Origin of the sequence: Caballeronia grimmiae (assembly GCF_022879615.1) — a bacterium.
GTDB classification, from domain to species: Bacteria; Pseudomonadota; Gammaproteobacteria; order Burkholderiales; family Burkholderiaceae; genus Caballeronia; species Caballeronia grimmiae.
Window position 1 is genome coordinate 378348 of the sequence record NZ_CP084275.1, and the last position, 14271, is coordinate 392618.

Consider the following 14271-nt stretch of genomic DNA (forward strand, 5'->3'; position numbering starts at 1 on the left):
GTTCGTTGGGCGAACAAGGATCAGATAACGAATTCCTGCTGCACAACGTCGAGCGGGGACTGTCCGAGCTTCGTCAGCTTTTCATCCATGAGTGTCTTCACCCTCTGGCGCAATGCCATAATCACCTGCCCTGCGGGCGAGTATTCGTCGAAGATCGTCTGCGGATACCTGTCGTGTTGTTCATGAAACGATCGATTGGCGATGTCCAGGTGGGCTTTTGAGGCCAGCGCGTCTTTCGGCACCACGACAGTAACCTCCAGCAGATGCTGCTCCTGCCCGCGAAGATCCTGACTGTGGTTCACGTCTGCCAGCCCGAACACGATGACTTCGACCTTCTCCTCGCCGTTGACCTTGATGACGCCTGGTAGAAGGATCTCAAACCGGTCGGAAAGGATGTCCTGGTCGCCAAGATCGCGTTCGCGCTCGCGATTTTCACGCTGCGCCAATGCCTTTGCCTCCGGGAGTTGCCTGAGGGAAAAGTAGCGCTCGCGATGGCAGTGGATGCGAAAGTCGTGATGCACCTTCACGTACACGCCATAGGTCGATTCGTCATCGACGTAATAGCGAGGCTCGTCGACCGGCTCCCACTTCTCGCCATCGATCACGATAAAGGTCGCTGCCCAATCCGCGAACTGCTTCCGACATTCGGCCGCCGTGTTGTAGGGATGATTGCGAGAAGCGTGTGCGCCTGAGGCCGTGGCGTCGATGACAGCCGCGGGAGCCGGGCCATGCGGAGTGCCGAAGTTGAATTCCACCTGCATTCGGGTCCAGAGTCGTTCCTCGAACCACCGATACTCGGCTGTATCGAGCACGGTCTTGCCGTCGTAGTCGTATCTCCGGTGAACGAGAGCAACCGGCGCTTCGTCCTTTGTCACATACCGGATGTCCACGTCGACCACGCCATCGTGAAAACGCATGTCACGCGGCTTGCGGCATTTCGGAGGGGTGACAGATTCGGTATAGCTAAAAAGAATCTTCGTTTGGGTGATGTTCATGCGAGCTCCTTGAGTAGGGTTGAACCAGACTCGAGGAAATGACGAACAGAGGCGGTGATTGACTGCTAATATATAGATACGTGTTATGAATCTCTTTTACGGGGTGATCTTTGGGCGAAGCGTGGCGAGCCGTTCGATACTTCGAGCAAAACAACAAGGGACGCGACTTTGTCGTGGGCGACATTCACGGCGCCTATGATCTCGTGCTGCTCGCGATGCGAGAGGCCCGGTTCGATCCATCGCGAGACAGGCTATTCAGCGTGGGCGATCTTGTAAACCGAGGGGAGGGCTCGTACCGCGTGCGGAAGTTTTTGGACCAGCCCTGGGTGCACGCTTGTCGTGGCAACCACGAGGATATGCTCATCAAGGCTTATGCAGACGGGGAACCGTCGCAGGGGACGCTTGAATGGCTTGCCCGACAGATCGGCATGCATTGGTGGTTCGGCGTTGGCCGGGCAGAGCGCAACGCGATTCTGGACGCCATCCGGAAGTTGCCCCTTGCGATGCAACTGGAGACTAATCGAGGCACTGTCGGCTTTCTGCACGCGGACGTGAGGTCGGGCATGAGCTGGCCTGATGTGCTGACGCGTCTCGAAAATGGCGACGATCAGGTAACCAAGACTGCTCTTTGGGGACGCGATCGCCTCGATAACGACGACGCTTCAGGGGTAAGCGGCATCGGTCGCCTCTTTGTAGGTCACACGCCGCAATGGGGTGGCGTTCGCCGGCTTGGAAATGTTTTTGGCATGGACACCGGCGCGGTTTTCGCCTCGCTGAAGCCTGAAAAGGACGCACGTCTTTCGATGTTCAACGTTGTGGCCGATACCGATCTCCTGGCGGAGCGCCGTGAACGTCGTCTCATTGACGTGCGCGATAATCAATCGTTCGATCTTCCTGCTTTCAATGATCTGTAGAGCTGACGGCCCGGGATGAAAAATGCCCGAGCCTTGGTGCCTAGTTCAGTGCCCACGTAGTTGTCTCGTGGGTGATGCGCGTCGTGTCCCAATGGACTCCTCGCCCATTCGGGTACGCCTCGATCTCTAAGCCATCGTTAACAAGCGCTCTCCACTCGTCCTCTGATCCGATCGTAAGCCGGGGGTCGGCCGCAACGATCAGTGAGCCGGTCACCGCCGCGAATCGTCCGCCCGTCTCGTCGAGCGGGTCGTGAACGTTTTCGAGACTCAGGTGCTCAATCGCCCCATTTCCGATCGCGAGTCCAGAGCGAAGCACCTCCGCATCGGGAAGCCTGACGCCGACGAAGAACCGGTTCGCGAGGTCTGATGCTTGCACGGCAGCTCCTGCGATTGGAAACCGCTTGACGAAAGTTACACGTCGGGAAGGCCAGCTATCCGGCGGCGGTGCGTCTCCCGTCTGGGAAGACCAGATTCGGTGGCATGTAAGGATCTTGTTGCGCGGATAGTCACGAGCGTTATCGGGGCTGTGCCAGTGCCTGTCGGTGGCGTGAGAGCGGATTTTGACGACCTCGCGATCGCAACGGAAAGCGACGAGCTCAAGTGTCGAGCTGGCGTCGATCGCGTATTCGCGGCAAATTCGTTTGCCGGCTTCCCGGGCATCCTGTAGCACGGCCTCGTTCGGCCAACAGTATGTCGGCCCTTCTTTCAGGCAACTGCCACCATGCCAGAACGAGAACTGCACCTCGATCTCTCGGAACCAGCCGATCTCCTGCGTGGTGTGCTCCAGAAACTCGATCTTTTCGATGCGGTCGGGATTTTTCGTCATCAGCGCGCTCCTTGTAACAGTAGCGGATTCTATCTGAATCGGTTTGATACTGAAACAGATACGTATAAAATGAGCGAGTCCGATGTTACATTGGAATCCAGATGAACGTTAAAGGCGGTTTTGAGATTCTTCGCTCCGCGGTCGACAGCGTCACGGCAGACCTCGGGGGCAGCCAGGCCATGCGTCTTGTCGTGGCGAGAAGCGCACACGACCTGCTGCGAACTTGCACCGAAGCAAGTTTTAGCCTGGAGGATCGTCGTGAGATGCTCCAGAGCTACTACCTGTTCGCTACGCACGAAGCATTCGAGCGGGCAAGCACGGAACTCAGGCGGATTTTCTCTCTGGAAGGTCTGTCGCCCGTGATCGCATCGTCCGGGCCCTATCAAGGCGGCAAGCTTGTTCTGCGAGACTGCGCTTTGCGTTTTGAGACCGGATCGGGAGGGTTCGCGCTCGCATTAGCCCACCAGGAACGCCACTCTGAAAAGTGGCGCGTGTTTCTGACCACGGGTGGCGAGGCGATCGCCGACAGGTACGGCAAGAAGCCATCCGTCGGCACCTCATATGCGAAATCCTTGGACGGGGTCCTGAAGTCATTTCGTCGGCTAGCCGGAGAAGTCTTCAAGACAGAGGTTTCGCCGTCTCCAGCGGCAGATTAAAGCATCAGGAACGAAATGGAAAATATTGTCGGCGCAATCCCGGTTTCGATCGAACTGCGGGCAAACGCGAGTCTGGAGTCTGGCAAACGGAACTTTGCCGTCCTGCTCCAGCGGTCCCCGTGGTTAAAAACCCTCGAGAAGGAGGCCCTTGCATTGGCGAAGGAGAACGCCAGTGCGCGATCGAAATACCGCAGGCTGGTCCGCCTCGTAGATCGCGTTTCCGACGCGATAGCGCCGTCTGCCGCCTGCGCGAGGGGCTGTTCGCATTGTTGCCATCGATCGGTGGGCGTCTCAGCTCACGAAGCCGAACTGATCAGCGAATTCACGGGCAGACCGATCAGAAAAATGGAGCGCACCGCCGTGCCGATGACCGTCGCGGAAGATGCCCCGCGTGAGCCGTGCCCGTTTCTGCGAGACAATGCGTGTTCTATCTATGAGCACAGGCCTGTGGCATGTCGCATCAACTTCAATATCAGCGATGATGCGTTCTTCTGCGATCCGTCCACAGCGCCGGAAGGCTCCCAGCCCCCGCAAATGCGACTGGATGCTCTCCTGATGGCCTATGCGATGGTGTTCCTGAAGCAACCACTCGCCGATATCCGAAGCTTCTTCAGCCCTCTCGACAGCACAACGTGACCATGCCAGGTGACCTGCATCAGCAACTCGTCAGACTAGGGGCGATCTGGATCAGGCGACAGGGGTTTGGTGTCGTTGCCACGGAGATTTCGGTCACGGGCTGTCGTGAGCAACCGGACGTAATCGCATTCCGGCAACAGTGCTCCGTCCTCATCGAGGCGAAGGCGAGCCGCACGGACTTTCTGGCCGACTCGCGCAAACCGGAGCGTAACCACGAGCGGACTGGACTCGGGGTGTACAGGTTCTACATCTGCCCACCAAACGTCATCGCGATAGCAGATCTCCCGGCTGGCTGGGGTCTGCTCCACGTGGACGGAAAAAAGGTTACCGAGGTCGTTCGGCCGTTGGGGAATGCGTGGCCAGCCTTCGGCCGAGCGTTGCCACAGTTCCCGGCATGGAGCCCGTTTCAGCATCAACCGAACCTCGAAGCCGAGCGGGCTGTTCTCTTTTCGATCGCGCGGCGACTGTCTACGTCCGCGCCGGCAAATCGCCACTGCTGCGCGGAATAGACGAGGCTGCATAAAAAAAGCCGGGCATTCCCTGGCTTTCTGTGAAGCTGATCTTGACGTGCGTATGCTATACGAGCAAGGTCACCACCATCACTGCCACCATGCCTGCGCAGAGCAAATACTGGCGTCCCCGCGGCGTGATCCTGATGCCCAGCTTCTGGATCAGAAAGTGCTCGATAATGGTCCAGCCATCGAGCGGTGGAAGGGGGATCATGTTCGTGACCACCAGAAGCAGGGAGCCCTTTGCAAGCAGGCCCACCAGCCAGATGGGATGAATGTAGTTGACCAACAGAAAGCCGATTCCAGTCACAAGCGACATCACAGGGCCCGCCGCCGCAATGATTGCCCGTTGATACGAGTCAGCTCGCTCGTAATGCTTGCTTGCCACATATCCCCATAGTGGGATCAAGCCAATCTCGAATTTCAGGCCACCGATCTGAAGGTCAAAGAGCCGGACGGAGCCAATGACAACCTTGTCGGGCCGGATATTGAGCCGCTTCATGGCAAGCAAGTGTCCGTACTCGTGGATCGCCAGCAGTACGACGATGAGATTCCACAGAATGTACGCCCCGAGGAACAGCAGAAAAACGGTGTGCAGCATGAGTTATAAGGTTCGTAGTCCCTGTACGAGCCATTCTCTTGGATAAGTCAATCCGATTCAAGTGAAATTATGCATACGTGAGTCGTATCGCACAGATGGATTGCACAATCCATTTCCGATTGAATCCGCCTGTGACCCATCTCCCTTCACCAGGTCTTCGCAAGACCTTTTTTCCACGGGAGATCAAGCATGCGATTCAAATCCGTCATGATGTTTTTCGACAAGCTGTATAGCAAGTCCGACTGGCTCAACCTCTCTCTTGCGGGACGTGTGACCGGAAGCTATGAAGACTGGCGCACTGCAAAGATGCATGAGTGCGCACCGGGCGAGGGGGAAACCTTTTCGATCTGCTACGAGGAGCGCGACGGTGGACTCGGCTTCCGCGTGCGTAAGGCGGGGGACTTCATCGCGGAGGAATGGCGAAGCGGTGCGTTGCACGCTACGTTCGCGGCTGGGGACTTTCACGGCACGTTGCTTTGGATCGCCGACAGTCTGCCGGGCCACAACCAGTGGCGTACGGACGTAATGCTGGAGAAATTGATCGGCACGGCATGGCACCACGGCATTACTGCGGGTAGTGACGCGCGTGCGAATGATCTGGAGCAGCACCTTCGGACGATGTGGTCACTTCTCTCGCGTGAACAGAAGGAGGACTTTCTGACATCGCGACGGGTCGCCGAAACATTCCTCGGGGCAAAAGGAGCCGTGGCGCTCGCTACGGACGACGGTAGTCTTACGGGAAGCGGTCTCGAACCCGGAGAGTGGTACGTCAGCAAACGCGGAACGTTTGTTCGGCCTGTATCCGTCAGTGATCGCCTCGTGACGACCCTCGGGATCTTCGAGGATAGTGTCATGACCATCGAGCTCGGACGCTTCAACGACGAATTTTGTCGAGCAGCGGAGGTTGCACGATGATCCTTGCTGCCTACGTTGTCGAAACGTCGTCCATCGGCTTCGCTCCCTGCTGGTGGCCTGCTACCTCAATGAGAAACGCGATCGCACTCGCGAAGTCACTCTCCGAGCAGTTTCGCGATGACAAGCGCTACCCGAACTCTTTCTGGGTGATCGGATCGCAAGACAAGCCCGCGTGCAAGTTCTTCCGCGGTGAACGCTACGAGGCAAACGAGCCCATCTAACTAACCTTCCTACCACGCCGGCACTGTACGTTGCCGGCGTTTTTTATTGCCCTCGGTAATGAGGCACCACCGGACATCGAAGACACCGACCTCTCAGCACTCGAGGCACGACTTTTTGCGGGCTTTCTCTTTTGCTGTGCCGACTTGACCAATATAATCTGATCGGTACCCCTTCTCTCGCATACGGTGTGTTTCATGGCCGCTCACGATCGCCTCACAGAGCATCACTTCGGTCTCTCCAACGACGACTCGTTGCCTGTTGGCGAGCGCTATCGCCAGCTCGCGGCGTACCACGTCGCCACCGGCAATTTTCGGAGCGCCATCCAAGCTATGTGCGCGTCGACGGCGAGTGCGGTGGACTACATCCCTCTCGATGCGCTAGCGAGCACGCTGCGCGCGGAGCCCATGCCGCAATGGCTCAGGAATTCAGGGGAAGCCGCGAACTACCCCCGGAGCGAGTCTGATGTCTGGGCAGATGTTGAAGGACTCGCCGAACAGCACGCCGACATCAGCCGGATGGCAATTTCACCGCGCGTAACGTCAATACATGGAGCGATCGCATACATCCTCTCTGGACGGTATGGATTTGCAGTGCAGTGTCTGAAATCGGCGGAGATGCACTCGAGCGGAGATGAACTCTCGCTGGATGATCTGGCAGCGGGAAGCGTTACCGTTGACGCCGATCCTGCGTGGCTGGACTGCTGGTCAGATCGAGAGTAGCTGCGGCCCATCATGAATGCTTCGGCTTTCCGTCTTCGCGCAGAAAAAAACCCCGCAGCGCATGGCGCAAGCGGGGTTGGGAGTTACTTGGTACGCGCAGCCAACTTCGCTTTGCGTCGCTCAGCCCGTTGGGCTTCTTTGATGACAATCTCCAGCACATCTGCACTATAGCCGTCGTAGATGCCGCGCTTAGCAGCAATCCCCACGTAGGGAAGTATGTGACTGTATTCAACGCGCTCCACACCTCGAGACAGAAACAGTCGAGATTTATCCAGAACTTCGAACCGGTCAGGAACGATGTTTGTCACCTTGCCGTCGGGAAGAAGCCCCAGGCGGTACGGCTTGTGGCAGCGCAACTCTGTGTTCGTCGTGCAATAGCAGACCAGGACTCGACGCCCAAGGTCCTGCAACACGAACATCCAGCGAGCGCTTTCTTCTACCTGGCCTCTACGTGTTGGCTGCTCGTGGGGGAAACGTCCCCTCACAAGGTCGCCAAAAGCGTACACCGGGTAATGGTGCAACGGGTCACGTTCACGGAACATGGCTTATCTCCCGCTCATCTCATTGAGCAAAAGACATTTCAAGGGAACGCCGTCAAAGTGAGATCCGTACTGATCAGGCACGGCAATGACGACGGCTTGGCCGTAGGCTTCGCAGCGTAGAGATGCGTGACAGGAGCGCGTAACGATCGACATCGTGCTGGTCGCAGCAGATATGAACGACGACGACCAGCCGAGAGACAAAAAGGCCACCCGAAATCGCCGGGTGGCCTATAGTTTTTTGCTGATGCATCACAGCCCGCGGGGCGGGCGTTTGCAGTGAGCGAGGATCAGAATCCCATCGTGAAAGACACCGAGGCGATGTCACGCGCAACGCTTGTGCCGCTTGCGAAACGATGGCCGTAGCCGATGTTCACGCGCGAAGCCTTGGCGGGGCCGGCGAATTGCACGCCGACAGCGACTTCGTTCCAGTGCTCCGTCGTGTCCTGATTGATCGAGAACGAACCGAGGCCGAGAACGTCGCCCGATACCGGATCGTTGTTCTTGTTCAGGCGCTGGACATGCTTCAGGCCCGCCGAGACGATAGCCTTGCCAGCGATGTTCAGATGTCCGTTCACACCGACGGTGCCATACACGTTGTCTTCATCGCGGCCGTTGAAGCGAACCGGAAACTGGCCCGTGGTTTCGGTGTAGCCATCGATCTTGGTGCGAAGGTAATCGACGCCGACGTATGGCATCACGGCAATGTTCTTCACGACAAAAACGTAGCCAGCTTGCGTCGACACAGCGCGTTGCCCGATCGCCGTTTCGCCCTGCGAGTTATCGAGACCCGAGCCGGTCAAATATGAACGGTTGACCGTCGCGTCACCCTGTTGATACGCAATCGCGGCGCGGGCGAAAACGCCTTGGCGCAGACGATTGCCGTACTCGACGAATGCGCCAAAGGTATCGGCGCGGCTGCGAACCGTATCGTTACCGACTTCGATCTTGTAGGACGGACCCTGATAGCCGAAGCCAGCGACCCAGTTCGGGCTGAAGCGGTACGCGATGCTAAAGTCGCCCTGCCAGTTCGAACCGCTCACCTCGCCAGCGTTGTGGCTGTAAAGGGCACCCGTGGACACGCAGATGCCGCGCAAGTCGAACGTATCGCAATGCATGCCGCCTTGCAGGAAGCCTTGCACTACAGACTGCATCGCCTGGCCGTAGAGGCTCGCGTTGTGCAGCGAGTCGCCGAGGTCGAAGAGACCGATAACGCCTGCCTGTGCGGCGTCGTGCGAACCGGCACCCGAACCGCCGGCAGCCGTTGTGCCGCCGCTCGACGTGCCACCCGCGGTGGAACCCGTGTTGCCGCCCGTCGTGCCGCCCGTGGTGCCGCCCGTGGTGCCGCTGCTGCCACCCGAGGTGCCGCCGCTCGGGGGCGTCGTCGGTGTAGTCGGCGGAGCACTCGGGATGACGGGCTGCGCGATTGCGCCGTACGTGCGCGCAACGAACGGTTGAGCGCGGCCGTTCAGGGTGCCCACGCCAAAAACGGTGTTGCCGTCGCCCGACACGCCATACGCGTGATCGAGCGAGTTGCCGGGCAGCAGGGTATAGGTCGCGTCGTTATCGTGCAGCCAGTCGATCAGCGCCTGCATACCTTTCTCGTACGTCCAGCGGAAGCCTGTCGTTGCGCCGCCCGTATCTGCGTCGCCGACGACCACCGCGCCGTTCGCGGAAATTCCGAAGGCCTTGGAGAACGTGCCGCCACTCAGATAGCCGAGGCCTTGCATGCCCGTCACATCGCGATACAGGAATGCCTGCGAGCCGCTGCTGCTGTCGCCGTATCCGGCGATCGCCGCGCCATCGGAGCTCACCGCCGTTGCGACCGAATTGTTGCCGCCGCTCAGATGACCGAGGCTTTGTGCGCCGGCCGTTCCGATCCAGCGTACGGCGTCTGTGTTGCCCGTCAGCCCATCGAGCGCGCTGCCCACCGCAACATTGCCGTCGGCTGACACCGCATTTGCGCTGCTGGTCGTGCCACCGTTGAGATTGCCCAGAGCGCGGACCGTGCCAGCGCCGACGTTCCATGCGACGGCGTTTATCGCCCCGGCCGCCGCGCCATCCGCGGAATCGCCGACGATCACCTGGCCGTCAGCCGAGACGCCCTTCGCGATGGAATAGTTCCCGCCGTTCAGGTCCGTCAGTCGGACCATGCCGTTCGTGCTGTCCCATCGATATGCGGAGGTGTCCGTGCTCACGCCGTCGTTTGCGGAGCCCACGATCACGCTTGCATCCGCGTTCGCCGCGTTCGCCGTCGAGTTTGCCCCGCCATTGAGCGAGCCGAGATATTGCTTGCCACCGAGCAGGGTCCAACGGTAGGCGGCCGTGATCCCGGTAGTCGTGTTCTTTTGCGTACCCACGAGCGTGTCGCCATCCGACGAACCGCCCATCTGGGAATCGTAGTCCATCGTTGTGCCGCCCAACGAGGGCGCATAAACGTCGACGCCCGCAGCATTGACGCTCATGGCGTGCAGGGCGAGGTACATGGCAGCACCGAAAACGGTCATTCGGGGCGCGAAGTTGGGTTGGTTGCGACGATGCATCAGTTCTTCCTCGGGAATCAGTTCGTTGTCGGTGTGATACATAACACGTGGCAATAATACATACAGTTTGTTTTGACATCAACCCACGATTACTACGTGGTAGTTGTGTATTGCTGGTCCGTGATACGCATTCCGGGAGGCACGGTCATCGCAAAAGGCCGCCTTTCCCTCAACCTCCCAGGAGATATCCATGCTTCAGATCCCCAACGTTCTCATCAAGTCCCCGTCGAAAAGCTCCCTCCATAGGTCTGGGAAGGCCTTCCTGCGTTCTCTGGCCACGGCACTCAACCTGAAAGTCGGCGAGTTTGACCTCCGATCAAATCAGGGCGGAGATGCAGTCATGGGCGAGGTCACGCTGCATGCCGATTTCATCTATGTGCAGATCGGCAGCGCGGGCCTCCGCGCAGGGGGCGTACCCCGCATCCTGTATCGCACCTGCAACGGGCGACGGGATTACTGCGGGGATCAGAACCGCTACGTCTATCTCGACGCGCTGGTGGAGCAGAGCGGTCAGGCCGCGTTCCTGAAAACACTCGGCCGTCTGGTTTCGGAAAAGCGTCGCGATGCGATCGTCGACGGCGCCGCAAAGACCGCTATCTCGCAGCCTCTGGCACTCGCAATCTGAGGTGGCTGATGAACGCCCAGAACATCAAAAGCCTGCGCGATGCGTTGAGCGACGCGGTTGCGAAGTTCCATCTCGCCCAACGACGGTTGCGTCTGCACAATCACGCCTGGAAGGTGCTTTCTGCCCCGCTGGGCGAAATCATCGACCGGATGTGGACGGCGGAGCGCCTTGTGCCCCATCCTGATTGGGTGCCAAAGGATGTACGTGATCAGGGCGAGGCGGCTCTGAAGCTGTGCGCCGACGCGAATCTTCGCAAGGAGGAACTGACGCTGGCTTGCTTTCAGGCGCTTCAGACGGTGTTTCTGGCCTTGGGTGCCTACTATGGCGCCCTGATGGCCCGCGACACTGCCGGCAGCCTCCTGACGCGCTTCACGCGTCATCTGTCGGCCGCATTCCGCGAGCGAGAACTGTGCATCGATCATCGGCGGCTGAACGCGTCTGATCCGCTCGCCTTCGAGTCCTTTGATTCGATGAACACGTGGGCTAAAGCACTTGGCTATCGATCCCCACGAGCGCTGTTCGCAGACCTGGCGCTCGAGATCGACATGCGCCGCGGGGCTCGCGCTTTTTGCGCCACTGAGGCGGTGCGACTCGGCTTTTGCGCTTCGTAAACGTTTTACCCAGCCGCCCCTCGCAAGGGGCGGCTTTTTATTCGCGCCTAAAAAGCATCACCGAAGGCAAGTTAATAACCCTTCGGAGGTGTATGTGGGCAGTATCGTTTCCAACCATTCGACAAAAGCAGTCAAGTCAATTGCTCGTGAACTGGATGATGGCTATCGTCATCGTCCCGGCGAGATGATGCGGTTTTTTCTCGCAGAAATCCTTGTGACATGGGGGTTTAAGCCATGGATGACTGTTCCCGACGATGTTCGAAGCAAGATAGCTCGCGCGATCTCGGCGTATGACGCTGCAATCGCAGAAGAGGAGCCGTTTTTCGATATTCTTGGTCCGCTTTACCAGGAACTTGCGAGCCACGGCGGAAAGCAGCTTTTGGGTCAATTCTTTTCTCCCTGGCCGCTAGCAGCTCTCATGGCGACGATCACTGAGCCTTGGTCAACTGAGATCGACGCCGGGCGCCTGGCGGTTGCTTGCGATCCTGCGTGCGGCAGCGGCATCATGATGCTCGCCACCGCGCACACGATCCTGAATGCGCAAGGCCCCGCAGCTCTGAAGTCATGGAGCTTTGTCGGCTGCGACATAGACGGCATTTGCGCTCGCATGATGGCCATTCAGTTTCTGGCCAACTGCGCTGTCCACCGGATCGAGGTGGGCGAAGTGATCGTCTTCTGCGGCGACAGCCTGCGCGTCGATCAGCCGAAAGAAATCGTCGTTCACGCATCGGCACCCGGCATCAAAGTGGCACCGGCAAATGCACCGTACAGGCAGGCGATGCTCCGCAATGCGGCGCAGTCAGCCGGTGTTGTTTCTGAGAACGCGTAAAAAGGGAGGGCGCGATGTTTCACGACCAGCGGAAGAAAGCGATCGAGGAGATACGCGTGCGTGCCAGGCGTGACGCACAACGCGATCACGTTGATGGGCGCTACAGGACGATGCCTCCTCCCGACCTGATGGGGCTGGACAGGGTCCACTACGCAACGGCATACGACCTGGCCCATCCGGACGGAGTCGAGGGCGGAGCACAACGGTTGGACCCAACCGCGGCAGTCGTGCTCGCCGTCTGAGATGTAGTAGAGGGGGTGTGATTCAAGTCACACCCCTTTTTGTTTTTGTGGTGAGTTGCTGGGTTGCCTCCACGCGTGCTGACCAGATCGAGATGATCCTCATCCCACTGCCAAGTATCCGCCCGCTACGTGCGCGTGTGCTTCATCACTCTCCCGTTATGTCAACCACCCTGGGAGAATGTCATGCGGAACCGTTTGCTGTATCACTCGACGCCGTCGTCGAATCGCGAAAACATCGTCTTTGAAGGGCTATCCGAGCATTTCGACCGGACGGGCTCTGGAGCCGTATTTCTCACGGATGTCCCGCCGCCCCGGAAATTGGGTCTCGACGTGTGGCTGGTCGATGCTTCCGGACTGCACCTTGAACCCGATCATACTGGCGAGCCGGAGGGCGGCGAAAGCTGGCAGATGTTCTACGGAACGATCGAGCCTGACCGTCTTACGCTCGAGAAGATTCGCTTGCATGTCGTTGCCACATCGGCGGAACTGCACGGCGAGATGCTTGTTCGGGTCACGAACCCCGAAACGGGCGAGGAGTCGGCGCTGTACAGGCCAGACGAAGCCATTGAGATTGTCCGCCTGGCGCAGACTGGCCAGCTTGTCGGCTCGTTTCTTTCGGGAGTGGCAGCATGAGCGTGGCCGAGGCATCCACCAGCCGGAGAGACCACCTTCTCGCAGCAGCCAACCAATGGCGAGAGCAGGAGGCGTTTTATGCGTCTCAGGCGACGCGAGAAGGCAATCCAGCAGCTCGTGCGTTGGCGCGTACGTGCGGCGACACCGCGAAATCCCTTGAGCTGGAATCGGAAGATGGTGTCGCTCGCTGCGTCTGCTGCCTCAAACCCTTCGGCAGTCACAGGGATCTGCTGCCGTACTGGAAACGCTGATAACCCGAACCGATTGTAGAATTCCAGCAGTATCTGGCCACCCTCATCGCAGGGTGGCCTTTTTCTTATGGCAGAACAACGTGGTCGTGCCCATGGCCGCGTTCATCCCGCGTGTTCGACATCCCAAAGGCGTTCAGTCAATCAAAGGAGTAGGTCGTGAATACGCTGATCCAACTGCTTGCCGCAATCGTAGGTATCTTTCTGGCGACCGCTGCACACGCCGGTGATCTCAATGAAACCGTCGGAATGGTCGCTGAGACGCACCAGACGACCCTCGCAACAATTAACGGAAGTGACGCACAGGTCATCTATGTCGGCAGGTTCAATGGCTGCGAGTCAATCGCAGTCAGATCGCACGGCGACCACTACCAGCACTTCCGGGTGTGTGGCGGCCGGATCGAACCTCGAAACACGGTCGCGCCAAGCTGGCCGGACGACTCGAGCGGCAAGCGGGTCCTCGCGGCTGTCGTGCAGAACGCCATTCTCTACGGTCAGGCGAGCCAGTCTGACGAAAATGGGTATCTGATCACCGCGCGTACGCTGGGGTCCATCGAGGCTTCGTGCAGGAACATTGAAGTCGTAATTTCCTACGACGGAGATCTGGTCGACCGCGGATTGAAGAAGGTCTGCGGTTAGCCACGTCTTCCAATTTGCCCCGCCCGCCCGGTTCTTCAACCGCGGCGGGCTTTTTTCATGCTGCCTGTCTCACATCACGTTCCGTATGTTCAATTCAGACAGGAGAACGCGATGAGCAATATGAACGATGCTGTCCCCGCCCAGTCGGGCAAAGACCAGGCGGTCGACAAGGACGCGCTGACCCGCGCCGGGTTCCGGATGCACTGCGGAGGTCGTTTCGACGGTGCACTGTGCGGGCGCTGGTGGTGGACCTTATGTCAGCCTGGTTGGTCCGGCGTAGAAACCGCGGCACTCGACTTCGAGACCGAGGACGAAGCGTGGGCGGATGCTGCAAAGCACCTTGAAAACGACCCGGAGCTGTCGCAGTAA

General features: G+C 59.0%; 19 protein-coding genes. 14 read left to right on the top strand and 5 right to left on the bottom strand.

What is annotated here, in order from left to right:
- Positions 1 to 20: 20 nt before the first annotated feature.
- Positions 21 to 995, bottom strand: a complete 975-nt coding sequence (locus LDZ21_RS28195; protein ID WP_244797490.1) for a DUF8359 domain-containing protein — start codon at positions 993 to 995, stop codon at positions 21 to 23.
- Between the two features lie 173 nt (positions 996 to 1168).
- Between LDZ21_RS28195 and LDZ21_RS28200 the strand changes: the two genes are divergently transcribed.
- Positions 1169 to 1909, top strand: a complete 741-nt coding sequence (locus LDZ21_RS28200) for a metallophosphoesterase (RefSeq protein WP_244797491.1) — start codon at positions 1169 to 1171, stop codon at positions 1907 to 1909.
- Positions 1910 to 1949: 40 nt separating this feature from the next.
- On the opposite strand, the gene LDZ21_RS28205 is transcribed toward LDZ21_RS28200, so the two are convergent.
- The gene (locus LDZ21_RS28205; RefSeq protein WP_244797492.1) at positions 1950 to 2735 is read right to left on the bottom strand and encodes a hypothetical protein; all 786 of its coding nucleotides are present in this window, start codon (positions 2733 to 2735) and stop codon (positions 1950 to 1952) included.
- Positions 2736 to 2836: 101 nt separating this feature from the next.
- Between LDZ21_RS28205 and LDZ21_RS28210 the strand changes: the two genes are divergently transcribed.
- Both LDZ21_RS28210 and LDZ21_RS28215 read left to right on the top strand, forming a co-directional pair.
- Positions 2837 to 3391, top strand: a complete 555-nt coding sequence (locus tag LDZ21_RS28210) for a hypothetical protein (RefSeq protein WP_244797493.1) — start codon at positions 2837 to 2839, stop codon at positions 3389 to 3391.
- A gap of 15 nt (positions 3392 to 3406) precedes the next feature.
- On the top strand, positions 3407 to 4027 hold the full coding sequence (locus LDZ21_RS28215; protein ID WP_244797494.1) for a YkgJ family cysteine cluster protein: 621 nt from the start codon (positions 3407 to 3409) through the stop codon (positions 4025 to 4027).
- Positions 4028 to 4603: 576 nt separating this feature from the next.
- On the opposite strand, the gene LDZ21_RS28220 is transcribed toward LDZ21_RS28215, so the two are convergent.
- Positions 4604 to 5137: a site-2 protease family protein gene (locus LDZ21_RS28220; protein WP_244797495.1), complete on the bottom strand. Its 534-nt coding sequence runs from the start codon at positions 5135 to 5137 to the stop codon at positions 4604 to 4606.
- A gap of 189 nt (positions 5138 to 5326) precedes the next feature.
- Between LDZ21_RS28220 and LDZ21_RS28225 the strand changes: the two genes are divergently transcribed.
- The 3 genes from LDZ21_RS28225 to LDZ21_RS28235 all read left to right on the top strand — a co-directional run bounded on the left by LDZ21_RS28225 (position 5327) and on the right by LDZ21_RS28235 (position 6993).
- Positions 5327 to 6052, top strand: a complete 726-nt coding sequence (locus LDZ21_RS28225; RefSeq protein ID WP_244797496.1) for a hypothetical protein — start codon at positions 5327 to 5329, stop codon at positions 6050 to 6052.
- Positions 6049 to 6273 (top strand): hypothetical protein, encoded by a 225-nt coding sequence (locus LDZ21_RS28230; protein ID WP_244797497.1) that lies wholly within the window; start codon positions 6049 to 6051, stop codon positions 6271 to 6273. Before LDZ21_RS28225 ends, LDZ21_RS28230 begins: the two co-directional genes overlap by 4 nt.
- Positions 6274 to 6468: 195 nt before the next feature.
- On the top strand, positions 6469 to 6993 hold the full coding sequence (locus tag LDZ21_RS28235; RefSeq protein ID WP_244797498.1) for a hypothetical protein: 525 nt from the start codon (positions 6469 to 6471) through the stop codon (positions 6991 to 6993).
- Positions 6994 to 7076: 83 nt separating this feature from the next.
- Here the strand turns inward: LDZ21_RS28235 and LDZ21_RS28240 are convergent, their stop codons facing one another.
- Both LDZ21_RS28240 and LDZ21_RS28245 read right to left on the bottom strand, forming a co-directional pair.
- A complete protein-coding gene (locus LDZ21_RS28240; RefSeq protein ID WP_244797499.1) occupies positions 7077 to 7535 on the bottom strand; it encodes a hypothetical protein in 459 nt (152 codons plus the stop codon).
- Positions 7536 to 7822: 287 nt separating this feature from the next.
- Complete coding sequence (locus LDZ21_RS28245) at positions 7823 to 10117, bottom strand: autotransporter domain-containing protein (RefSeq protein ID WP_244797500.1); 2295 nt, start codon at positions 10115 to 10117, stop codon at positions 7823 to 7825.
- A gap of 148 nt (positions 10118 to 10265) precedes the next feature.
- Here LDZ21_RS28245 and LDZ21_RS28250 point away from each other — a divergent pair, with 148 nt between their 5' ends.
- The 8 genes from LDZ21_RS28250 (at position 10266) to LDZ21_RS28285 (ending at position 14271) form a co-directional block, all read left to right on the top strand.
- Positions 10266 to 10700, top strand: a complete 435-nt coding sequence (locus LDZ21_RS28250) for a hypothetical protein (protein WP_244797501.1) — start codon at positions 10266 to 10268, stop codon at positions 10698 to 10700.
- Between the two features lie 8 nt (positions 10701 to 10708).
- Complete coding sequence (locus tag LDZ21_RS28255; RefSeq protein WP_244797502.1) at positions 10709 to 11311, top strand: hypothetical protein; 603 nt, start codon at positions 10709 to 10711, stop codon at positions 11309 to 11311.
- Between the two features lie 94 nt (positions 11312 to 11405).
- Positions 11406 to 12140, top strand: a complete 735-nt coding sequence (locus LDZ21_RS28260; RefSeq protein WP_244797503.1) for an N-6 DNA methylase — start codon at positions 11406 to 11408, stop codon at positions 12138 to 12140.
- Positions 12141 to 12154: 14 nt separating this feature from the next.
- Positions 12155 to 12382, top strand: a complete 228-nt coding sequence (locus LDZ21_RS28265; RefSeq protein WP_244797504.1) for a hypothetical protein — start codon at positions 12155 to 12157, stop codon at positions 12380 to 12382.
- 183 nt (positions 12383 to 12565) lie between these two features.
- Positions 12566 to 13015 carry a hypothetical protein gene (locus LDZ21_RS28270; protein ID WP_244797505.1) on the top strand — a complete coding sequence of 150 codons (450 nt, stop codon included), beginning with the start codon at positions 12566 to 12568 and terminating at the stop codon, positions 13013 to 13015.
- Positions 13012 to 13266, top strand: a complete 255-nt coding sequence (locus LDZ21_RS28275; RefSeq protein ID WP_244797506.1) for a hypothetical protein — start codon at positions 13012 to 13014, stop codon at positions 13264 to 13266. The genes LDZ21_RS28270 and LDZ21_RS28275 overlap by 4 nt, the downstream gene beginning before the upstream one ends.
- A 156-nt stretch (positions 13267 to 13422) precedes the next feature.
- Positions 13423 to 13902, top strand: a complete 480-nt coding sequence (locus tag LDZ21_RS28280; protein ID WP_244797507.1) for a hypothetical protein — start codon at positions 13423 to 13425, stop codon at positions 13900 to 13902.
- Between the two features lie 111 nt (positions 13903 to 14013).
- Positions 14014 to 14271, top strand: coding sequence for a hypothetical protein (locus LDZ21_RS28285; protein ID WP_244797508.1), 258 nt, complete (start codon positions 14014 to 14016; stop codon positions 14269 to 14271).